Origin of the sequence: Legionella micdadei, assembly GCF_000953635.1 — a bacterium.
In the GTDB taxonomy this organism is placed as follows: Bacteria; Pseudomonadota; Gammaproteobacteria; order Legionellales; family Legionellaceae; genus Tatlockia; species Tatlockia micdadei.
In genome coordinates this window covers 523,889-546,372 of the sequence record NZ_LN614830.1, presented here as the reverse complement: position 1 = coordinate 546,372, position 22,484 = coordinate 523,889, and the positions used below count along the sequence as shown (strand labels likewise).

Genomic DNA, 22,484 nt, shown 5'->3' with positions numbered 1-22,484 from the left:
GCCCACAGGGTTAATATTACCTAGTCAACAAAGGTTGTAAAAAATGCCCGGTATAAGAAGCCTTTTCCTTAGCCACCATTTCAGGTGTACCCGTGGCGATGATTTTCCCTCCTTTACTACCCCCTTCAGGCCCCAAATCGATAATCCAATCTGCAGTTTTAATCACATCTAAATTATGCTCAATTATGATAATGGTATTACCCTGTTCTCTTAAACGAAAGAGAACTCCAAGCAATTGTTTTGTATCATGAAAATGTAATCCCGTAGTCGGCTCATCAAGAATATATAAAGTATTCCCTGTATCGCGTTTGGATAATTCCCGAGCTAGCTTAATACGCTGGGCTTCCCCTCCCGATAATGTGGTAGCGCTTTGGCCAAGACGAATATAAGACAATCCAACATCGATCAAAGTTTGGCATTTTCTTGCGATGGCAGGAATAGCATCAAAGAAATCTCGTGCATCCTCAACCGTCATGTCAAGAACTTCATGAATATTTTTGCCCTTATACTCAATTTCAAGCGTTTCGCGATTATATCGCTTCCCCTTACAAACATCACAAGACACATAAATATCTGGCAAAAAGTGCATTTCGACTTTGATTAATCCATCTCCCTGACAAGCTTCACAACGCCCTCCACGCACATTAAAACTAAAACGGCCTGGTTGGTAACCACGGGCACGGGCTTCAGGCGTTCCCGAAAATAATTCACGAACCGGGGTAAAAATGCCTGTATACGTTGCAGGGTTTGACCGTGGTGTGCGGCCAATCGGGCTTTGATCAATATCAATCACCTTATCACATAACTCTAAACCCTGAATTTCTCTCACCGTACCTATTGTGAGAAGACTTGCACGATTTAATTTGTTTGCAGCAAGGGGATACAAAGTATCATTAATTAAACTGGACTTCCCAGAACCTGAAACACCTGTCACGCAGGTGATTAATCCCAGTGGAATGCTTACCTCAACATCTTTGAGATTGTTACAGTTAACTCCTACCAGATGGAGCATTTTTGACTTATCAACTGAAACTCTAGACGCCGGAACCTCAATGGATTTTTTTCTGGATAGATATTGGCCAGTTAAAGAAGTTTCATTCGCCATAACCTCTTTTGGGGAACCACAAGCAACTACTTTACCACCATGAACCCCCGCACCAGGGCCAATATCAAGCACGTAATCAGCAGAAAGAATCGCATCTTCATCATGTTCTACCACAATAACCGTGTTACCTAAATTACGCAGATGCAGCAAGGTGTTTAGTAACCGTTCATTATCACGCTGATGTAGCCCAATAGAAGGTTCGTCTAAAATGTACATCACCCCTACTAAGCCAGAACCAATTTGGCTAGCTAAGCGAATGCGCTGCGCTTCTCCCCCAGAAAGGGTTTCCGCGCTGCGAGCAAGGGATAGGTAGTCCAGACCCACGTTAACCAAAAATCCTAAGCGCTCCACAATCTCTTTATTAATTTTTGCGGCGATTTCACCGCGATACCCTGTCAGCTCGAGGGTGCTAAAGAATTCATGGGCTTTTTCAATGGAATATGAAGTAATTTCGGGCAAATTTTTATTGTCAATGAACACATGGCGGGCTTCTTCGCGCAAACGAGCTCCATGGCATAACTGGCAAGGCCGTGAAGATAAGTATTTAGCTAACTCCTCACGTATTAGCGAAGAATCGGACTCCCGGTACCGACGTTGCATGTTAGGAATTACCCCTTCAAAAGGATGGTTTTTGACCATGTAATCCCCATGGGCTCTTTGGTAATGAAATTCAATAACTTCTTTTCCACTTCCATAAAGCACGATGTCTTGGATTGCTTCAGGTAAATCGCAGAAAGGCGTTTCAATGTTGAAATCATAATGGCGTGCTAACGATTCCAGCATAGGATAATAATAAGTCGTTTTTCTATCCCAACCACGAATGGCTCCCTCAGCCAAACTCGCTGTTTTGTCATGAACCACGCGCTCAGGATCAAAAAATTGATCGACTCCTAGCCCATCACAAGAAGGGCAAGCACCCACGGGGTTATTAAAGGAAAAAAGTCGCGGCTCCAATTCACTCAAACTGTAGCCGCACTCTGGGCAAGCAAATTTAGAAGAGAAAACCATTTCCGGGAATTCGCCATCCACAGACGCAACAATTGCCAATCCCTCTGCACGATTAAGCGCGTTCTCAAACGATTCACTTAATCGTTGAGTTAGATCTGCCCGCACTTTAAAACGATCTATAACAACCTCAATAGTATGTTTTTGGCGTAGGGTTAACTTAGGTGGATCATCTAATTCATATAATTCGCCATCAATACGAGCGCGCACATACCCCTGTGCTTGTAATTGCTGGAGTAGCTGCACATGCTCACCCTTCCGCTCGCGCACCACAGGAGCCAAAATCATCGCTTTGCTCCCTTCCGGCATAGCTAAAACTTGGTCTACCATTTGACTAATCGTTTGCGCATGCAAACTGATGCCATGGATCGGACAACGGGGTTCCCCCACTCGCGCAAAGAGCAAACGTAAATAGTCATAAATTTCTGTGATTGTCCCTACAGTTGAACGGGGATTGTGTGAGGTCGCTTTTTGTTCAATAGAAATAGCGGGGGATAGACCCTCAATTGAATCCACATCAGGCTTTTCCATCATGGATAAAAACTGGCGTGCATAAGCAGAGAGTGATTCCACATAACGACGCTGACCTTCGGCATACAACGTGTCGAAAGCTAAGGAGGATTTACCGGATCCAGAAAGTCCGGTAATCACGATTAATTGATTGCGGGGCAATTCCACATCAATGTTTTTAAGATTGTGCGTTCTTGCTCCACGAATACTGATGGAATCCATAGATAATTTGGTTTAAAAAAAAGACAAATTATAGCTACAAATGGTATTAAAGCAAACGCAAATGATATTGCTTTAAATTTAGTTTAGCGAATAGTAATTTGCATAGTAAGCCATGATACCTATCATGGCTTAGTCGAGTAGAGAAGCTTACGGAGAAGGAGGCCGAACATCCTCTTCTTTTTCTGCTGTGTAGTACTCATAAGTACTCATGCGAACTTCTTTAGAAATTCTATCGATATGTGCTAGTTTTTCGATTTCATTTTGCTCAGTGAAATAGACTAACCAATTAGCTTCGTTTTGGTCTACTTCAGTGATAAATAAGTTTATAGAGCCGCTATATATCTGATTATAAGTTTCTTCATACTCTTCATAGTATTTAGTTAAAGCCTCTTTAATTTCTCTCTGAATCTGCTTTTGCTTTTCAAAATCCACCCTTAATTTTTGGGTTGAAAAAACTTTAAACTGGATGATTAAATCCATGATAAACCTCTAGAAAGACAATTTTGCATGAATAATATCCACATTGACTCATATTGTAAAATATAAAATTAAATTTTATGCAGATAGTTAAAACATTTTTCCTATGCCTCTAAATTCTAAAAATGTTATACTGCTTTTCATGTTCATCAATTAAAGCTTGCTATGCGACCCTTTTTAAATTTTTTTATCAGCTCAGTATTGCTTTTCTGCGTTGGTTTAGCCCACGCTGATAATAACTTTAAAGAATTTGAACAACAAATCAGTGATTCTGTGATTACTGCCAAAATTACCGCCAAATTTACTAAAAATCCCGATCTTAATCCGTTAAAAATTTCAGTATCCACTAAAGACGGTATCGTAACTTTAAAAGGAAATGTTAAAGATAAACAAACTTTCGTTGATGCGCTAAAGCTTGTTAAAGTGACCAAAGGAGTAAAAGCGGTTGAAGCGGATGAGTTAGAGATTAAACAAGTGAATACCGCGATCACGGATACTTATATTACAGCCAAAGTAGAGGCTGCTGTGTTAAAAGCTAAAGTTTTCGATGATGAGTCGATACCGCTTGTAGGAATTAATGCGAGCACCACGAATGGCACAGTAACTTTGTCTGGAAAGGTGAAACAGGATAAATCCATCGTTGCCATTATAAAGCGAGTCAATGCTGTACGTGGCGTTAAGAAAATCATCTCTAAACTGCAGGTAAGCAAGGATGCTTAATGAATCTACTAACCCGTTTTAAATTGTTTCTTTGGACTTTTGGCCACTTTAAAGTCCCATTAATTGGCCATTTACGGCCAAAGCTCATTAGCATCGACGATAAACGGGTCATTGTAAAACTCCCCCTTGGCCGACGCAGTAAAAATCATCTTAACTCCATGTATTTCGGGGCCCTTGCTGTAGGCGCGGATCTTGCGGGCGGCTTGCATGGCTTTTATTATGCCAACCAGCTTAAACTAAAAATATCTCTCGTTTTTAAATCATTTCAAGCACAATTCCTTCATCGTCCTGAATCAGACGTCTATTTTATTTGTGATGGGGGGAAAGAGGTGAAAGCAATGATTGAAGAATCAGAAAAAACAGGCCAACGCATCAATAACCCATTAAAAATTAAAGCATTTACCCATTATCCAGAAAATCCGGAGGAAGTTGCCGATTTTATTTTAGAATTATCCGTTAAAGTTTTAGCGAGTTAGCAGATTTACCAAATAGGGCCGTTCCTGGCAGGAGCTGAGTCTATTACGAATTTTTACCAACGGATAACTTGCTAACCCTACTCATGAAGAGTACACAAAATGAAGAAGCATTCAAGTTACGCTAATTTTCCCTGTTTTTTTCTTATCTTTCTCTATGTTTTGCTTTTTTACCTTATCTTTTCTTATCAGCGGCTTGTTGATTTCACACCCTTCTATACCTCTGCTAAGTTGCTTCTTGCTGGCAAAAATCCCTATCCCATTCAACTCGTGATGTCTGTCAATTTAAACCCCCCTTTTTTCATTTGGCTTTTTAGTCCTCTAGCCCATACTAGCTATCGGGCTGCATTGATTATTTGGTCAATGCTTTCATTCGGCTTAGGGTTAATAGCCGCCCGCATTGTTTTTTACTATGCCTTTTCGACTGAGATGTGGAAGAAATATTGGCTGTATTTCTATCTCCTTTATTTTTCTTTTTTCCCCATTTTAATGGATACGTCGATAGCGCAAGTTGGTGCAATCCTAATTTTTCTCATTATGCTTGGTTATCATTTTTATCTGACAAATCGCTGCTACCAAGCCGGTATTGCCTGGGGAATTATTATTGCCTTAAAGTTATTCCCAGCTTTATTGTTCTTCTATGTTTTAAAACAAGGACGCAGACGAGTTTTTATAACGATGCTTGCGACTTTTCTCATAGCTTGTTTAATTCCTGTCCTGTTCTATGGCCCAACAATTTATGTCCAATACCATTCCATGTTAACTCGCGTACTTTGGTTTGGTGATAGCTGGAATGCATCGCTTTATGGTTTCCTGTTTCGTCTTCTTATTGATACTCATTCGAATTCACACAACTTGATTCCAATAGAATTACTCCATTTAGCCCTCTCTTCCATTTTACTGATTATCTATCTTAAAGTACTTGGACCATCCACAGAAGACGGGGCTCATCGAGTAAACCATCAACCTTTTTGCTTGACATTGGTAATGATGTTATTGTTAAGCCCGTTTGGATGGTTGTATTATTTTTCGATATTAATTTTTCCTTTGTCCGTCACTTTCGCTACCGTTTTCAATAAAAAAAAGTCTTCCCCTCTGCCTTTCATTTTATGGACGGCATGCTTTTTTCTCATTAATTTTCCTCAAGCTTATGTCCTCAATAAAGAGATGCATCATTTTGCCGAACGTATTAGCTTATATTCATTTTGCTTTTATGGGTTAACCATTCTGCTTTATTTCCTAATAAGCAATCGGCAAATTCAGGGAAACCATGAGTTAAACATTAAAACCCTTTGGGAAGATGAGCAAAAACGCCGCTCTTTTATAGCCATTCTTATTTTCTATTTATTTGGTTTAATCGTGCCGCTTAATAGCTTGTTGCTCAATTTATCGTTACCTGCACAAAAGGAGACTACGTTGCTAAAACAAGTTGAAAAACAAACATCATTAATTAAATAAATGTCCAATTTTGATAATGGAATAGTTTGATAAATGAATAATCGCCATTTTAAAATCACTTTCTCTTTGCTATTGATTAGCATTTATTCTTTGCTTTTTTTTACCGTATTAAATTATCCTAGTAAACAGGATTTCACTTCATTTTATTCTGCACTTCTATCACTAAAAAATCATGAAAGTCCCTACGGGACGCTATACAGCAATTTTTTACCACTGGCTAAGAAACTAACCCCTAATTTAAATCCGCCTACTGCTTTATGGATCTTTAGTCCTCTAACTTATTTTAGTTATCATACTGCGCTGTTGATCTGGGTTACCCTCTCTTTTACTCTTGGTTTAATCGGCGCATGGATAGCGTTTTATTATACTTTTTCAATTAAATTTATTAAAAAATACAGAGTTATTTTATTTGCTTTGTATTTAGCATTTTTCCCAACAATGATTAATACCGTCTTAGCGCAATTTGGTTCTTTCCTATTATTTTTATTGATTGTTGGTTATCATTTTTTTCTATCCAATCGTCATTTTATTGCCGGCATTTGTTGGGGACTTTGTGTAGCACTTAAATTTTTTCCTGCTTTATTGTTTTTTTTCCTCTTTAAGCAGAGGCGCATGAATACTTTTATAATTGTGGCAATCAGTTTTTTTCTATTTAGTTTAATTCCATTGATTATTTATGGGGTAGAAATTTATTCGCAATATTTTTTACTGCTGAAACGTGTATTTTGGTATGGAGATAATTGGAATGCATCGCTTTACGGTTACATTTTTCGCTTATTTGGTTACCACAATAAACCGTATTTAGAAATTGCTTTTCCTGCTTTATTTTTCATTTTATTAATTTGGTATTTTCTTAATCTTCATCCCTACAAAACAGAAAGGATTAACCATCAACCTTTTTGCCTGACTTTAGCAATGATGTTGCTCATAAGCCCATTTGGGTGGTTATATTATTTTCCAATTCTCGTTTTCCCTTTAGCATTAATTTGGGCAAACGCCGTTCAAGAAAAAACCTTGACAAACAAAACGATGTTGTTATGGTTATTCTGCCTTTTTCTCATCAACCTACCCCAAGGGTATGTTATCACCGGAAACATGCAAAATTTCGCTGTTCGATTACTTCCATCTTCATTTTATTTTTATGGACTAGTTTTACTCAATTATTTATTAATGAAGAAAACAACTTTCTCAGGCAATAATGAAATCGAACTTGAGCACAGTGAATACCAATTTTTATATATTCTCTTTTTTATTTTCCTGTTTGCTGCAGTAATAACACCACTAAAAATTATCCTAACGGGTTAAAACATCGCTATTATCTTTTAATTAACTTCCTTTGCGTCAATTGGCTTGCTATTAACAAGAGGAATTGACAAACCGTCTAGCGAAGTCTAACGTTAACTGAGAAGCCTGCATTTTGCCAACTAGAATAAGCAGCAATGATTGATTTGATTATTCATACGCAACCTGACGATGAAAGCTGTGGACCAACAAGCTTACATGCTATATACCGTTATTATGGCTTGGATGTCGATCTTAAACAGGTTGTGAACTCTGTCGAACGCTCCCTTTCCGGAGGGACTTTAGCGCCTATGTTAGGCAAGCATGCGCTGCAAAATGGCTTTAGTGCAATTATTTATATCAACAACCTCGATGTATTTGATCCGACCTGGTTTACTTCCGAACAGGGAGACGCTTGTCAAAAGAATTTAACAAATAAACTAACCGCGCAGATGAAATTTAAATCTGACAAAGCAATTATTCAAGCGAGCGAAGCTTACCTAGAATACTTAGCTTTAGGCGGAAATGTCCGTTTTCAAACACTTAGTGTGCAGCTATTAAAGAAATATTTTCTCAAAAACATCCCTATTTTAACTGGGCTGAGTGCCACTTATCTGTACCGCAGCTCACGTGAGTGCTTCACTAAACAAGGCGAATCGATTTACGATGATATCCGCGGTACACCTTGCGGTCATTTTGTTGTATTGTGTGGTTATGATGAAAGAAAAAGACTTATTGTTGTGGCTGATCCACACCGAGAAAATCCAATTTCAAATGATAACTATTATAAAGTGAACTCTAATCGTCTGATTAATTCGATTCTACTTGGCGTATTAACATACGATGCCAATTTACTGATAATTCAACCGAAGGGCTTTGAATGGAAACTATAATTGTTACGGACCACCCGTCTAGTTGGAACTTTTTGGCTCCTCTAGCTTCTATTGTTCAAGCTTCGGATTATTTGTCCGATGCCAATTATCACCATAGCAAATCGGTACGAGTCATTAATCTTTGCGGCTCGTATAATCATCAAACAATAGGCTACTACGTCTCTTTACTTGCCCATGCTCGTGACCATAAAGTCATTCCTACAGTAGATAGCATCCAAGATGTCTTAAGTACAAGCCTATCGAAATTTATTTCACAAGATGTTGATGAGGAAATTCAGCATAGTTTGCATGAAATCAAGACTGATGAATTTGTATTCAGCCTTTATTTTGGCCAAAATATGGCCAAGTGCCATGCTGCTCTAGCTCGAAAACTCCATGGACTATTTCCTTTGCCCCTACTTCGTTTCACTTTTGAGAAGAAAAAACAGTGGCGAATCAAAGGCGTGCAAACCCTTTCTCCAAATGATGTGCCTGACCATCATCAAGAATTCATGCAACAAGCAGCTGAATCTTATCTTTCGAAAAAGCGTTTTCATCAATGGCGCAAAAAACAGCGCTTTCATGATTTAGCGATTCTTATCGATCCAGCAGAACCGAATGCACCATCGAATAAGAAAGCCCTGGAGATATTTGCCAATGTGGGTGAATCCATGGGGTTAAATATTGATTTTATTGAAAAAAGCGACAGTAAGTGCATTGCCGAATATGATGCACTATTTATTCGGGCCACAACATCCGTGAATCATTACACATATCGTATGGCAAGACGCGCTGCACAAGAAAACCTTGTGGTGATTGATGACCCGCAATCCATTGTTAAATGCTGCAATAAGGTTTATTTAGCCGAGCTCATGCGAAGTCATCAAATATTGACTCCTGACACTAAATTTATTAGCAAATATGATAAAACGATTCCTGAAATTGAATTTCCTTGCGTGCTTAAGCGTCCTGATAGTGCTTTCTCGCACGGAGTAATTAAAATGGATGATGCTAAAGCATTACAAAAGTCGTTGGCCCAATTCTTTAAAACCTCTGATTTAGTGTTAATACAGCCATTTATCCCAACTGAATACGATTGGCGTATCGGTATTTTAGATAATAAGCCTATTTTCGCATGTCGGTATTACATGGCTAAAAATCATTGGCAAATTTATAATTGGGATGCAAGAAGCGAGAAGGTGGAAGGCCCAAATGAAACAATTCCATTAAATGAAGTCCCCGACGCCATCATTAAAACCGCCTTAAAATGCACTCGCTTAATTGGCGATGGCTTGTACGGGGTTGATATAAAAAGTCAAGGTGATAAACACTATGTCATCGAGGTAAACGATAACCCTAACATCGATTGCGGCATTGAGGATAGGCTTCTAGGAGAAGCACTATACCAACAAATTATGAATGTCTTTTTGCAACGTATCCGTAGGAAACATGGTTATGTCTAATTATTCGCTTTTCTCTGTTATCGGTCTCGAAATTGAATACATGCTTGTCGACCCTGAGCATCTAAACGTACAACCCAAAAGTGATGTCATTCTTCGAAGCTTGGCTGGGGAACAAGTCAATGAAGTCGAGTTGGGCGATATCGCTGTAAGTAATGAATTAGTGATGCATGTCTTAGAATTAAAAAACAATGGACCTAAACCTGCTTCTGCCCCACTTACGCAGCAATTTCAACAAGCCATTCTTAAATTACAACCGTTATTAACCCAATGCAATCTGCAACTGCTTCCGACTGGTGCGCATCCATGGATGGATCCCTTAACTGAAACGAAGCGTTGGCCTCATGGTAATATGGCAATCTACCGCCAGTACGATTCGATTTTTAATTGCCAGGGCCACGGTTGGGCCAATTTACAAAGCATGCATGTCAACCTACCTTTTGCTAATGATGAAGAATTTCGCCAATTACATAATTCAATTCGCTTAATTTTACCTTTGCTTCCCGCTATAGCTGCAAGCACACCTTTTCTTGACGGCCAAAAAACCGGTTTAAAGGATTCCCGCTTACATTTTTACGGTAAGAATCAACAACGCATCCCTTCGATCAGCGGAGAGATTATTCCTGAATTCGTCTCTTCTGAATCAGAATATCAACAAACGATCTTAGCGCCTATGTACAAAGATATCAGCCCATTTGATCCTGAAAAAACCTTGCAGTATGAGTGGCTTAACTCCCGTGCGGCAATCCCCAAATTTAATTATAAGGCGATTGAGATTCGTATTCTTGACTCTCAAGAATGCGTGCAATCCGATATTGCAATTGCACTTGCTATTCATGCAATTTTAAAAAATTGGTTGGCCAATTCGGATTATTATTTAAATAGCCCTTGCGATACTATGCGTTTGCGCAATGTCTATGATCAAGCGGTTAAAGAAGGACTTGCTTTTAGTGTGGATGATTCAGAATTATGCGGCCAGTGGCAACTACCTAAGCGAAAAATGAGTATTCATGAAATCTGGTCTCAGCTTATTGAGCGCGTTAGCTCTGATTTAGATCAAACAAGCCAACTGTGTCTTGAATATATTTTAAAGCATGGAAACTTAAGTGAGCGAATTTTACGAGCTTGCGGTAATGATCACAGTAAAACCAATTTGAAACGGGTGTATCGCCAACTGGGTCATTGCCTCTTAACCAATCAATTGTTTAACCCTTTATGAAAGAAATTGCGCTCGTTATTAGTTGCGAACATGCCGTTAATATCGTACCTAAACCGTATCAAGCTCTTTTCGCCCAACACCAGGAATTGTTGGCAACCCATCGTGGTAGCGATTTTGGGGCTCAAACGATTGCTCTTTCTTTTAGTCAGCACTTTAAGTGCGATTTTATACAAGCTCAGGCTACACGCCTATTGATTGATTGCAATCGCAGCCTCCACCATCGTAACTGCTTTTCGGAAATTACCGCCTTATTACCCAAAGAAGAAAAGAATCGGATAATCCAGCAATATTACTTGCCTTTTCGCCAACAAGTGGAGCAAACAATAAAAAACCACGTTCAACAAGGAAAATTAGTTTTACATTTATCCGTACATAGCTTTACACCCGAGTTAAATAATCTCATCCGCAATGCAGATGTTGGTTTACTCTATGATCCGAAGCGCAACAATGAAAAGCGGTTAGCCAAGCATTGGCAACATCTACTGAAACAACATAATTCTGGTTTAAGGGTGCGCATGAACTACCCCTACCGAGGAATAAGTGATGGATTTACTAGTGCACTCAGGAAAATTTTTCTCGATAGTGATTATGCAGGTATCGAAGTAGAATCTAATCAAATTTTAATCGCTGAGAAGGAATCCTTAGTTTCCCTATGCGACACACTGACCCGCACTTTAAATAGTTTAATTACTTACACCAAAACATCTCTAGACGCGAAACAATTTCATCAGGTTCTTTAATTAGCAACTAGTATTAATTGACGGCAATGAGCGCTATACTCTACATTTTTACTCTTTTTTACATTTTTTAATTGCCATGAAACAAGCGGTAGATGCCATCATTACTTGGGTAGATGGTAATGACAAAGCCTATGCTGAAAAACTAGCTAATTATTGTTCACGCCAAGGGATTAAGCGTTCGGAAGGCGCTGCGCCAACCCGATTTAACGATCGTGGTGAGCTGACTTACTGTGTGATGTCCTTACTTCGTTTTGCACCTTGGCTCAATACGATTTACATTGTCACCGACCAACAAACACCCCCTATTATCAAACAGTTACAAGGAACCCCTCACGCAGAAAAAATAAAACTAATCGACCATCGCGAGATTTTTTCCGAGTTTGAGAATTACCTACCAACCTTTAATAGTTTATCCATCGAAACAGTCTTATGGCGCATTAAGGGTATTTCAAACCAATTTATTTATCTCAATGATGATTTCTCGCTGATTCGTCCTGTCTCTCCGACAGATTTTTTTCGAGATAACAAACTTGTCTTACGTGGAGGGTGGAAAGTTCAGCTAGAACAAAAATGGCACTATAAGCTCAGGAATTATTTACTGGCCAGAGAGGCTCAAAACGCGGGATCGAACAATCTACATCGAACCGTTCAGGAAAGAAGTGCGCAATTAGCGGGTTTCACTAAACAATTTTTTCATCTACCCCACTCACCCTATCCTGTTAAAAAAGAGATTTTTACCAGTTATTTTCAAGAAAATCCCCAACAATTATCGGAAAACATCAGCTATCGTCTTCGCGATCAAAAACAATTTTGGCCAATTTCTTTAGCTCAACACTTGGAAATTCAAAAGAAGAATGTCATTTTTGATTCATCTTTAGAGGTAGTTACCATTAACGGTGCCTGTCATTCGCTCGCTAAAATCAAATCTCGTTTGGCTCGCGCGGATAAGAAAAAAAATGTTCCTTTTATCTGTCTGCAAAGTATAGACGAAGCGCCTGAATCCACACAAAGACTGCTCTTTAGTTGGCTGGATCAAAAGATTATGTTGTAGAGTTGGATTGAGACAAACATTCTGGCCTCAAACTAAGGAGTTTTTGATGCTGGGATAATCCGGGCCTAGTACCCGGGCCATCTGAGCCGCCTTCGAACAAGACGCTTATTTTACATACATTTTACCCGGTCTATCGAAGCGATAAATCAAGCCAAACGCAACCTGCGCTGTCTTAGGCGTGATTTTTGTTGCTTTGGTTACATTGCCATTTGACTCGAAAACAATGCTATGGATGCTGTTATAGGTTATTTGGCTAAAATCCATCATAAAAGAAAAATGCTCATTAAAAGCATGTCTAATTCCAAGCCCCCAGCGAAGGCCATTTTTTCTAGTGGCCGCACCATGGATCGTAGGATCACCCCCTTCAACAAGCTTTATCCTGCCATTTGCATAGCCTATACGCCCATAAAATACAGTGTTTTCTGAAAGAAGAAATCCCGGTAACGCACTGACTCCTTCACTATTCCTCACCGTAAAAGAGGTTTTGGCAAAATTCTGATGGACATACTCATCGTTGGTCAGTTTATACTCAACCGAACTCATCGTCCCATTGACTTCCGCGGCCAGATAGATTTGTTTGTAAATCCAACTCAACCCCGCAAAAAGGGTACCGAATAAACCAATACCGGCATAATGATTTCTGTCGATGACATTAAATGCATCAAATGTCCCTGGTCGTTGAACATGCACCTTTTGACTAAAACTTGCCCCTTCAGGGCCAACCGCTGCACCAACATAGAAACCAGAAAAACAAGGAGTCGCTATCAATAAAGAAAGGGCTCCGACAGAAGGTGTCATCCTTAACATGTTATTCCTTAACAAGGAGTGATTGCGACGCCTATTCTGCCATTGCAGTTATATCTCTTGTCAATAGAAAAGGTATTAAATTTGCGGGTAAAAAATGTTAGCTTAAGTTATACCCGCTTCTTACTCGCTTAGAGGGAAATATGAGTCAAACCAAGCAATTACTTTCTTTCGCTCGACACGGTGATTTCGCACATCCTGGGGAAGTCGAAGCGATCCAACTCGCCATGGCGCCGATTGAGAAAAACCCATCGCAACGGCTTTTGGATGTAGGGTGTGGTTTAGGCGGTACAGCTCACTATTTACATCAACGTGGTTGGGGAGAGATTACCGGTATTGATCTCGATAGTGAACTCATCCAATATGCAAAGAAACATTACCCTGATATTTGTTTCATCCATGGCAATGTATTGCAATCGGAGCAGCTTTTGTCACAAAGGTTTAATGTGATTTACTGTTTCAGTTCATTTTTCTGTTTTGCGTCGCAAGTCAATGCGCTTCGCCAATTCTCACGCATGGCAGAAAAAGGTTGCAACTTAATGATTTTTGATTATTCACGTCCTAACACTACGGCAATCGCAAACCCCTTCTCCTGGTCAAAAACCGCCTCACGATTTAACCCAATTTACCTACCCGAATTAAAAGAACAACTCGCAGAAGCAGGATGGAAATTTAAGGCCAGTTTGGACTTGAGTAGACAATTCGAACATTGGTATATCCAATTATTGCATCATTTTGATGCAAAGCGAGAAGCAATTGCCGAGCGTTTCGATCTTACTCTGTTTCAACAAATGTATAAGGGTTATGAACAACTACTCACCGATATTCGAGAGCACAAAATAGGTGGAATGGCAGTTTATGCTACGCATTAGTCCCTTTTAACAATGCCTGCATATCTAAAATCATCATCCAATGGGGAATGGGATCCATCTTTGGAAAAAAACGTTCAACTTTTTTAAACCCTGCTTTCTCGTAAACATGCACAGCACGTGCATTTTCTTCAGCCGGATCAATGATAATTTTATCCGCATGCGAGAATTTGTCTAAAAGAAACGCACGAATCATTTTTGCAGCTAAGCCTCGACCTAGAAATGCTTCCTCCCCAATGAGCAGATCTAAACTTACTGTTTCCTTACCCTCCTCATACCATTTATCATAATCATCCTGTTCATCATAAGGACCGTCAATTGTTGAGGTCATCAAAAAAGCAAATGGTTGATTTTGTAGGGAAGCAATCCAGTGCTCGAAACTGTATCTTCCATTGTGATTTTTACCGTTCACAAACAAATGGAGATTGTTAAGTGTATTTGCTAAACCCTCATCGTAAAAATAAGGCTTGACGTGATCTTTTTTTAACCAACCACATACCCGTTCGTAATCTTTTTTATCGACTTTGCGAAACGAAAAATCAACATTGGGCGTAGACATACAACTCGCTCCCGAAAATTTTTAGAGAAAGGATTATAACCTAACTTTCTATCCAACACAGGCTAGATAATAGGGCTTGAGACGCTTTCGACAACCTGATCTTCACTAATAATATTTTTTTCGACCAAATATTTCGTGAATAAACGATCGGATGCTGAGGCGTTAAAGCAGTCAAGCTTTGAGACCAGAATGAATGGTTGTAAGCAGGCCGTGGTTTCCTAACAATAACAATCTTATTTTTTAAGCCGCCATCTACTTCGGGCAAAGCAGATGCTGCCCTTCGCTCAGAAGGAGGCTTCGCAAAAAGCTCAGGAGGATAATATTTCATATCATTCATGCAATACCACTCTGCACCATATTTATAAAATACTTCAGGCTTCCTGCAAGGAGACAACTGGCTTGCCGAGTCAAATATGTCTTCAGCTTTTGCCCAATAAAATTTTCCCCATTGACTGACGATAAAACACAATTCTGCATTTTTATTTATGAAATAACCTGCTACGACTGTCGCATGTTCACGGAAACTGTTCATTTTCGCCGGCTCACCATTTTCATCAATATCATAAAAAAGGATCGGGAGCTCACCAGCCTCAATGGTCGAAGTAACCATTTTTACGTAATCATCAAAATAAACTGCATGAGAAATGGTTACCTCTTTAAAGCCACAATCAGCAGCAATGGCAGCCAGAATTTTTGCACTATAAACTTCGCCGACCTTTGAACCATAATAAGTTTTAGCAAGCTGGCGAATTGACATCCAATTTAAGGGATCTTTATCTTTTCTTATGGGGAAAGGTTGAACCTCACCATAAGTGTGATGTAAGGAATTTAAAACAACGCTTAGAGCATTTAGCTTACATATTTGCCCACGTTGTTTTTGCGGGATAACGGGTATACCCATTCTAATGGCATATCCGCTATAGGTATGGCGAACCTCTGTCAACAAAAAATGTTCAAAATTGCTGATAGCTGGCATGATTAAAACCCAAAAAGAGATCATTATGCTTAATTAATAAGCAATTGTCAATATTATCTTCCTTCTGCACCTTTACTCAAGATGACTATAATTTGCTCAGAAACACAGTATCACATTAACCCATAGTGGCATGATATTGCACTTTTGTCCGATAAAATCTATTTCTCTCCATGCAATTTTGTGGATAATAGTGAGTGTACTTATTAAAGGATTGCTTCGTGAAACGTATCGTAATCTGCTGTGACGGAACATGGGATGTTCCAGATAATGAAATCAATGGGTTACCCGTAAAAACCAATGTCACTAAAATTGCTGGCGCTGTATCAGAAGTCAGTGCAGGGATTAAGCAATTAATGTTTTACGAAACTGGGATCGGTACCCATGGCAATCGACTCAGGCGCCTCATTGACGGAATAACCGGAAACGGTTTATCAGAAAACATGTTGAATGCTTATCGCTATCTTATTCACAATTATGAAATTGGCGATGAGTTATTCTTTTTTGGCTTTAGCCGCGGTGCTTTTACAGTAAGGACATTAGCGGGGATGATCCGAAATTGCGGCATTCTTCGCCTTAATGCGATTGATCAAGTTCAACAGGGCTTCGAGCTTTATAGCTCGCGTTCACTGGCATCCCACCCTCGTTTGATTGAGTCAACCCTTTTCCGTCGGACTTATGCCGTTGAAGACATTACCCCCATCAAATTCATTGGGGTATGGGATACTGTCGGTAGTTTAGGAAATCCCCTCTTATTGAATGGTATCTTTACCAAACGCCATAGCTTCCATGATTATCATCTTAGTTCCATTGTCGAATACGCTTATCACGCAGTTGCCATCGATGAACAACGCCTTTATTTTCAACCAGCATTATGGGAAAAAGATAGAAAAGATACTCACCAAACCCTTGAGCAGGTTTGGTTTGTCGGCGTTCACGCAGATGTCGGCGGAGGCTATGTCGCTACGGGCTTATCCGATATTGCTCTTCAATGGATGGCAGATAAGGCGATGGCAGCCGGTTTAGGTCTTAACCCTCTCGATATTAAACCAAATTTTATGCAACCTTGTGGTAAATCAAGAACCGGTTTTTATCGCCTTATCCCTCCCTATCATCGTAAAATCGATCAGAGAATAAAAAACCCTGAGAAGGAAAGTTGTCAATCTTTACATCCCACTGTCATTGATCGTTACTTGAATGATGAACATTATCGCCCAACTAATTTAGTGGATTATATGAAGCGCCAATATAAATATTAACCTCATCCCCACGATAGTGCTCAAAATCAGAAATATAATTGCGTTTGTACTCAGTACATGATTCAAAATAAGTCCAAATTCTTAACCAGGTTTCTATCACTGTCTTAGGCATTACCCCTTTCCCGCTAAAAACCAAATAATTACCTGGATGAATTTTAACCGTAGAGAACTCAGGCACACTCTTTTCGGTAGACATTCCAACCGTTACTTTATAGTAGTCTGTGGCATCCGATTCGTAATCCGTGTATACACCGAAAATCTCAGAATTTTTTGTGAAGTGCGTTAATCGATTTGCTACCAGTGAAAACTCCTCCCAAAGCTTAGGTAACTTAGCCGTGTTCTGATTGAATTCCTCGCTATTTTTTGTCCTCACACTTAGCCCCGAAATAAGGAAGCTATCGAGAGTGGTTAATTTTGGTTCCTTAAATGTCATATTAATACTCCTCGTAAGTCAAACAAGGCCATTTTAAGAAGAGTATGTGACAAGTTCTGTCAGCAATGCGAGGTCAAATCGACCTGGGATGAACATGCCAAACCCCGAATAAATTTTTCGTGTTTCATATTACTCATCCCCAGCTAAAAATTACCAACTTTCGATAAGTTTAGTTCAATCCAATCCAGACTGACAAAAAATTAATCATAGCAATGAAATATCTAAGGGAGATTAGTAACTAAGTAAATTACGATTACCCCTGAAATATGACTGCAGGCTTGTTAGGTATTTTAATCGAATTTAATAATTTAGAGTAATTTTTGGTTAACTGGTACAGTTGAAAGAATCGCTTCTAGGTCATTGGTTAATTTTACAATTCAATGAGTTGAATAATTTTTTACCCTTACATTATGATTTTTTTTAATATTATACGTGTTATCGAATACACAGCAGGCAAACCTTCTTGCAATGTCAATTTGCAGGCCAATGTCTTTCCCTCATTTAGGGGGGTATCGGAAATATAATATGCAAAACGCAAAATAATATTAGGATCGATTAAATTTTGTATTTTAGCTCGGCTTATTTCTTGCAAAAAATAACCCCCTTCCATTTCTACGCCAATTGCTTTCCAAAAATGGCGATAAAACCATAACATTTCGGAGTTCTGCATTAAGGTCCCTAAAACAGTCAACATCGGTCCACAATGAACTTTGCGTTGCCAACCGAGATCACGGAAATCTTGCTCATTCAGATCAACGGTTGTAATGGGATAAACCACATCATTTTCTTGAATAATAAAGCGATTTGGCAACATTAATTCGCCACGCTCTCCAACAATACTTCCTGCCTTACCTAAGATAGATAAGCTTTTAATTTTTTTACCGAATAATAGTATAAGGTTGCGAATAATGGGTTCTGCCTGTTTACCAAAAGCATAATCAATATTAAATAAAATTGATTTTTTCTTAGAATAGAATTGGCGTAGATAAGGATCGATGTGTCGCGATAATTTACCCAAATCAATCACACTAACTGTGATACTTGTTAAACCAGGATTATCGAGTCGAAAAATACCGTACCTTTTTTCAATCTTTCTCCGGTCTTTTATCATTTCAGGATTGGTAGCCAGTAGTTTTTGGACAGCTGCGTATAACCGGTCTGTTGTATTTTCTAATTCAGAAAACTGGTCTCGATCTACGATTGCACTTGCATGTTTATGAACCCAGGGAGACAAGCAGTTTAAAACCGAATGGGTATTACTCGATATAATATGGATGTCAATTCCTTCATCAATAAGGTAATTGGAGAAATGTTTATTCAGTAAGTTGCTAATTTGTTCTATCCATAACTCCGTAATATCCGAATAATAACGAATATCCGAGGCAATAAATTGCACTTGTATATTGCCATTTTGGGAAACCATTTCATAAAGTCTATTGAGTAAATTATTTTTATAAATACTTCGTAATCGTGCTAATTCACTTACAGTAAAAGGTAATTCCGTTGTTTTTCTGTCGATTAGCTCTTTATCTTTTGCGCTGCCATAATAATAATTTGCTAATAACTGGATAGCCGATGGTTTTTTTATCAAGCGCGCAACAATTTTTTTCGATTCGATGGTATAGGCACATAACTTAGTAACAATATCAATATAATCAGTGTGTTCATCGCGTAATGCAGCAAATATTCGCCCCGGAAGAAGCTCATAAAAATTACGTTTAACTTTTGCAGGGGTCTCAATTTTAATGATATTCTGAATCTTCTTATACTGTGTTGGTAAATCTAATGCTAATATCAATTGGCTTAATGAAGATAACTGTTCCGGAAGCCTCGATACCACATAACTAAGTACGTAATAATCGATTTTTTCCTGCGTGCAATACTTATGTAAAACAGGGGAAAGCCGTTTATAGTCAGGTAATAGTTGTTCAATGTGAACCATTTTTCTTTGCTTCAACAAATTGACAAAATGGTCATAATTATCGAATAGATTGTGTTTGTTGCGAAAAGAGGATGCGAAAGCGTAGCAAAAATTGAAGTTACTGTTAATTAAGTTCTTGATACACTGACTATCAACGATCAAGCATTCCACTCCTTTATCTGCCATAATTGTCGCTTTACGGGGTTGCTGAAAAAAAACTGCACGTTCGCCAAAATAAGCAGGCGCTTCGATGTGACCTATAGTAACATTATCTAAGATAACGGATACGCTGCCTTTAAGTAACAGAAATAGATAATTAAGCTTTTTAGTTGACCCTGCTTTACAAAGTACAAATTTTTTTGGATAAATAGTGTATTTAGCATGTCTGATAAGCTCTATTTTTTCTTCTTTCTCTAAGTAAGAAAAGGGAAATATCCGATTTAATATATTGATATATTTATCCACGAATATATTTCCTTGCCAAGTTGTATTTAACTCTATAAGTTTAGCTTCTTATCCACAAAAAAATGGCCTTATTCTCCGGCGCCCTCTTGGAATCCCTATATTGCTTTATGTTAAGCTTCTTTATATTACGACACAGGACTATAAGGAGATTTCATGTCCTATAAAAAGATTATGGTGGCAGTGGATGATAGCCATACTTCCGTTTTAGCCTTAAATGAGGCCCTTCATCTTGCTGAAAACCAAAAGGGAAAATTGCGGATTATCCACGTATACAAACCATTTATACATGACGATCTTGATTATAATGAACAGATGACATTTTATAAAAACAATGGTGAGAAAGTTTTAAATTCTATGAAAGAAATTGCCCAGCGCTCAAAAATCAAGTTCGAAACACTATTAGTTGAAGCAGAAGGGCGAGTTGATGAAAAAATTGTAAAAGAAGCAGAAATATGGTCAGCTGATATCGTTGTTATAGGGACGCATGGACGTCAAGGATTAAGTCATGTGCTGATGGGGAGTGTGGCAGAAGGCGTTATTCGGCTTGCAACTTTTCCTGTACTCCTTATTAGAGGTTAATGTTAAAGCCGGGCATCGAATTTCTAGTTCTTTTTAAAGACATTATCCAAGTTAGGACAACAATATTATGTCTGCAATTGTCAAATTAATCATGGAATCAGACATCAATGAAAGCCATTATCCTAAGCAGTTTGTAGGCTGCCTTGTATTAACCAAAGATAATCGCATCTTGCTTCAAAAACGAGGGCATGATTGGAGCGCTTATCCTGGTTATCTTTGTGAATTCGGTGGCAAAATTGAAAGACAAGAGCGGCCTATTCAAGCAATAATCCGTGAGCTTAATGAGGAACTGGGGGCTCATGCGCACGAGAAAGAATTTGTTCCGTTAGGGGCAATCACTGAGTCTACATCAAATTATACTGAGTTAATTTATACCTATTTTTGGCATGATAAATACGGCACAATCACTGGATGCTATGAGGGTGAAGCCCGTTTTTTTGAAGATAGTACCAGTATTTTAAGCCATACTGATATTACTGCCGGATTACGTTGGATGCTTGCGGAGTGTAAGCATCGTGGCCTGATAAAATATTGACAATTATGGAACTGAAAAGCTATCAGTGATTAAGCAGTACTGAAAGAAAAACAACTTAATCGATTAGCCCTTTTTGTTGTCTTATCACTATTTAACTCCGCATTGAGTTTTTTTCAGGAAGAGCGCGCTAATAAAGTACTTGCTTTATTACGCCATCATCTTGCGTTAAAAGCGCGAGTACTTCGTGATTTACATTGGCGATTAATCGCGGCTAACGAGTTGGTACCCAACGACATTGTGCATCTTCGCACAGGCGGCATCCTTCCTGCCGTGTCTTGATAAAAAACAAGGACACCGGCTCTATCTGAATCATCTTGGGTTTATTTGAAAAGCGGGCTAATGAATGGGAGGAGAAATACATTTAAAAGTCCTACTAAAATCATAACTAAACTGGCAATAGCCCCTTCTGTATATCCTATTTTCTGCGCCTGGGCAGTCCCGGCTGAATGTGCTCCAATCCCTAAAAATGCCCCTCTAGCTAGTGCTGAATTAAACGACAAGCGGGTTAGGATGAACTCACCAATTACAGCGCCTAAGATCCCCGTAATAATAACAAAGATAGCGGTTAAATCAGGACTCCCCCCAATTCCGCGTGAAACTTCTACTGCAAAGGGGGTGCTTATAGAGCGTGGTAATAGGCTTAAGCGTAAATTTTCATCAAGCCCCAGAAGTGTTGCTAAAACCCAGCTTGATAATATCGCTGTTAAACTTCCTGCAATGACACCAATGATAAGCACAGGCCAATACTTGCGAATTAGCGCACGTTGCTCATAAATAGGGATTGCAAAAGCAACAGTCGCAGGTCCTAGTAACAGCGCCAACCATTTTGTTCCACGAAAATAATCGAAGTAACTTACATGCAATAAAAGGACGATGCTACCAACCAGGATTGGTGCGAGAGCAATTGGCATTAGCCACCAAAATCCCCAGCGACGATAGAGCCGCTTGGTAATAAAATACATGCCTATCGTGATGATCGACCAGAAAATTGCTTGTAGCCAGGGATCAACCAGAATATCACTGAGCATGTTTCATTCTCCAACGATAACAATAGTCAACGACCACAGCAGTGACTAACATCACAGAAATTGTACTTAGCACTATAACAAAAAGAATCTTCAACCCTAACAGACTAAGGAACTCACGATGCTTCAATATACCAAGGACGGATGGAATAAAAAAAAGCAACATGTCGCCAAGAAGTAATTGCGTACCCCGTTTTATATTGTCTAGCTTGATGCGCTTTGTCATTAGAAGAAACAAAACGACCATTAGGCCAAGAATTCCGCCGGAGAAAGGAAGTTCGGCAAAATTAGCGACGAGTTCGCAAACTAGCCAAAATAAGCAGACTAAGCCGACTTGGAATAACGCGTTTTGTTGAAATTTCAATGTCATATATGTGGTCGTTATGATCGTTTTTCCTTCATTTAAGTTTACACTTTTCGCTATTATGAATAAAATGAATTTATAGACTAAAAATCATTCCAATATCGA

Annotated in this window: 23 protein-coding genes; 14 read left to right on the top strand and 9 right to left on the bottom strand. The window is 39.0% G+C overall.

Features of this window, described 5'->3' with window-relative positions:
• Positions 1 to 16 precede the first annotated feature (16 nt).
• Positions 17 to 2,842, bottom strand: coding sequence for an excinuclease ABC subunit UvrA (uvrA, locus tag LMI_RS02485; protein ID WP_045098391.1), 2,826 nt, complete (start codon positions 2,840 to 2,842; stop codon positions 17 to 19).
• A 147-nt stretch (positions 2,843 to 2,989) separates the two neighbouring features.
• Positions 2,990 to 3,322, bottom strand: a complete 333-nt coding sequence (locus LMI_RS02480) for a hypothetical protein (protein ID WP_045098390.1) — start codon at positions 3,320 to 3,322, stop codon at positions 2,990 to 2,992.
• Positions 3,323 to 3,484: 162 nt separating this feature from the next.
• On the opposite strand from LMI_RS02480, the gene LMI_RS02475 reads away from it, so the two are divergent.
• The 9 genes from LMI_RS02475 to LMI_RS02435 all read left to right on the top strand — a co-directional run bounded on the left by LMI_RS02475 (position 3,485) and on the right by LMI_RS02435 (position 12,593).
• Positions 3,485 to 4,039, top strand: coding sequence for a BON domain-containing protein (locus LMI_RS02475; protein WP_045098389.1), 555 nt, complete (start codon positions 3,485 to 3,487; stop codon positions 4,037 to 4,039).
• Positions 4,039 to 4,515 carry a PaaI family thioesterase gene (locus LMI_RS02470; protein WP_045098388.1) on the top strand — a complete coding sequence of 159 codons (477 nt, stop codon included), beginning with the start codon at positions 4,039 to 4,041 and terminating at the stop codon, positions 4,513 to 4,515. The genes LMI_RS02475 and LMI_RS02470 overlap by 1 nt, the downstream gene beginning before the upstream one ends.
• A 99-nt stretch (positions 4,516 to 4,614) precedes the next feature.
• Entirely contained in the window at positions 4,615 to 5,970 is a 1,356-nt protein-coding gene (locus LMI_RS02465; protein ID WP_052679419.1) for a glycosyltransferase family 87 protein, read from the top strand.
• A 33-nt stretch (positions 5,971 to 6,003) separates the two neighbouring features.
• On the top strand, positions 6,004 to 7,275 hold the full coding sequence (locus LMI_RS02460; protein ID WP_045098387.1) for a glycosyltransferase family 87 protein: 1,272 nt from the start codon (positions 6,004 to 6,006) through the stop codon (positions 7,273 to 7,275).
• Between the two features lie 134 nt (positions 7,276 to 7,409).
• Positions 7,410 to 8,144: a C39 family peptidase gene (locus LMI_RS02455; protein ID WP_045098386.1), complete on the top strand. Its 735-nt coding sequence runs from the start codon at positions 7,410 to 7,412 to the stop codon at positions 8,142 to 8,144.
• Entirely contained in the window at positions 8,132 to 9,586 is a 1,455-nt protein-coding gene (locus tag LMI_RS02450) for a RimK family ATP-grasp domain-containing protein (protein WP_045098385.1), read from the top strand. The genes LMI_RS02455 and LMI_RS02450 overlap by 13 nt, the downstream gene beginning before the upstream one ends.
• Positions 9,579 to 10,802 carry a carboxylate-amine ligase gene (locus LMI_RS02445; protein ID WP_045098384.1) on the top strand — a complete coding sequence of 408 codons (1,224 nt, stop codon included), beginning with the start codon at positions 9,579 to 9,581 and terminating at the stop codon, positions 10,800 to 10,802. The genes LMI_RS02450 and LMI_RS02445 overlap by 8 nt, the downstream gene beginning before the upstream one ends.
• Positions 10,799 to 11,542 carry an N-formylglutamate amidohydrolase gene (locus tag LMI_RS02440; RefSeq protein WP_045098383.1) on the top strand — a complete coding sequence of 248 codons (744 nt, stop codon included), beginning with the start codon at positions 10,799 to 10,801 and terminating at the stop codon, positions 11,540 to 11,542. The genes LMI_RS02445 and LMI_RS02440 overlap by 4 nt, the downstream gene beginning before the upstream one ends.
• Before the next feature lie 76 nt (positions 11,543 to 11,618).
• Positions 11,619 to 12,593, top strand: a complete 975-nt coding sequence (locus LMI_RS02435) for a hypothetical protein (RefSeq protein WP_045098382.1) — start codon at positions 11,619 to 11,621, stop codon at positions 12,591 to 12,593.
• Between the two features lie 105 nt (positions 12,594 to 12,698).
• Here the strand turns inward: LMI_RS02435 and LMI_RS02430 are convergent, their stop codons facing one another.
• A complete protein-coding gene (locus tag LMI_RS02430) occupies positions 12,699 to 13,400 on the bottom strand; it encodes an outer membrane protein (RefSeq protein ID WP_045098381.1) in 702 nt (233 codons plus the stop codon).
• A 140-nt stretch (positions 13,401 to 13,540) separates the two neighbouring features.
• Between LMI_RS02430 and LMI_RS02425 the strand changes: the two genes are divergently transcribed.
• Positions 13,541 to 14,269, top strand: coding sequence for a class I SAM-dependent methyltransferase (locus LMI_RS02425; protein WP_045098380.1), 729 nt, complete (start codon positions 13,541 to 13,543; stop codon positions 14,267 to 14,269).
• Here LMI_RS02425 and LMI_RS02420 read toward each other — a convergent pair.
• Complete coding sequence (locus tag LMI_RS02420; RefSeq protein ID WP_045098379.1) at positions 14,259 to 14,825, bottom strand: GNAT family N-acetyltransferase; 567 nt, start codon at positions 14,823 to 14,825, stop codon at positions 14,259 to 14,261. The genes LMI_RS02425 and LMI_RS02420 overlap by 11 nt on opposite strands.
• 40 nt (positions 14,826 to 14,865) lie before the next feature.
• Entirely contained in the window at positions 14,866 to 15,801 is a 936-nt protein-coding gene (locus tag LMI_RS02415) for a hypothetical protein (protein WP_143001012.1), read from the bottom strand.
• 218 nt (positions 15,802 to 16,019) lie between these two features.
• Between LMI_RS02415 and LMI_RS02410 the strand changes: the two genes are divergently transcribed.
• Positions 16,020 to 17,057, top strand: coding sequence for a T6SS phospholipase effector Tle1-like catalytic domain-containing protein (locus LMI_RS02410; protein ID WP_045098378.1), 1,038 nt, complete (start codon positions 16,020 to 16,022; stop codon positions 17,055 to 17,057).
• Here LMI_RS02410 and LMI_RS02405 read toward each other — a convergent pair.
• Both LMI_RS02405 and LMI_RS02400 read right to left on the bottom strand, forming a co-directional pair.
• Positions 17,017 to 17,490, bottom strand: coding sequence for a GyrI-like domain-containing protein (locus tag LMI_RS02405; protein WP_045098377.1), 474 nt, complete (start codon positions 17,488 to 17,490; stop codon positions 17,017 to 17,019). The genes LMI_RS02410 and LMI_RS02405 overlap by 41 nt on opposite strands.
• A gap of 403 nt (positions 17,491 to 17,893) precedes the next feature.
• A complete protein-coding gene (locus LMI_RS02400; protein ID WP_045098376.1) occupies positions 17,894 to 19,876 on the bottom strand; it encodes a cyclic nucleotide-binding domain-containing protein in 1,983 nt (660 codons plus the stop codon).
• A gap of 153 nt (positions 19,877 to 20,029) precedes the next feature.
• On the opposite strand from LMI_RS02400, the gene LMI_RS02395 reads away from it, so the two are divergent.
• From LMI_RS02395 to LMI_RS15040, 3 genes are all read left to right on the top strand, one after another.
• A complete protein-coding gene (locus LMI_RS02395; RefSeq protein ID WP_045098375.1) occupies positions 20,030 to 20,455 on the top strand; it encodes a universal stress protein in 426 nt (141 codons plus the stop codon).
• A 67-nt stretch (positions 20,456 to 20,522) separates the two neighbouring features.
• On the top strand, positions 20,523 to 20,990 hold the full coding sequence (locus tag LMI_RS02390; RefSeq protein ID WP_052679418.1) for an NUDIX domain-containing protein: 468 nt from the start codon (positions 20,523 to 20,525) through the stop codon (positions 20,988 to 20,990).
• Positions 20,991 to 21,092: 102 nt separating this feature from the next.
• Complete coding sequence (locus tag LMI_RS15040) at positions 21,093 to 21,269, top strand: P-type ATPase actuator domain-containing protein (protein WP_161939859.1); 177 nt, start codon at positions 21,093 to 21,095, stop codon at positions 21,267 to 21,269.
• A 41-nt stretch (positions 21,270 to 21,310) separates the two neighbouring features.
• Here the strand turns inward: LMI_RS15040 and LMI_RS02385 are convergent, their stop codons facing one another.
• Together LMI_RS02385 and LMI_RS02380 are read right to left on the bottom strand one after the other, a co-directional pair.
• On the bottom strand, positions 21,311 to 22,018 hold the full coding sequence (locus LMI_RS02385) for an LrgB family protein (RefSeq protein ID WP_045098374.1): 708 nt from the start codon (positions 22,016 to 22,018) through the stop codon (positions 21,311 to 21,313).
• The gene (locus LMI_RS02380) at positions 22,008 to 22,385 is read right to left on the bottom strand and encodes a CidA/LrgA family protein (protein WP_045098373.1); all 378 of its coding nucleotides are present in this window, start codon (positions 22,383 to 22,385) and stop codon (positions 22,008 to 22,010) included. The genes LMI_RS02385 and LMI_RS02380 overlap by 11 nt, the downstream gene beginning before the upstream one ends.
• Positions 22,386 to 22,484: the final 99 nt, after the last annotated feature.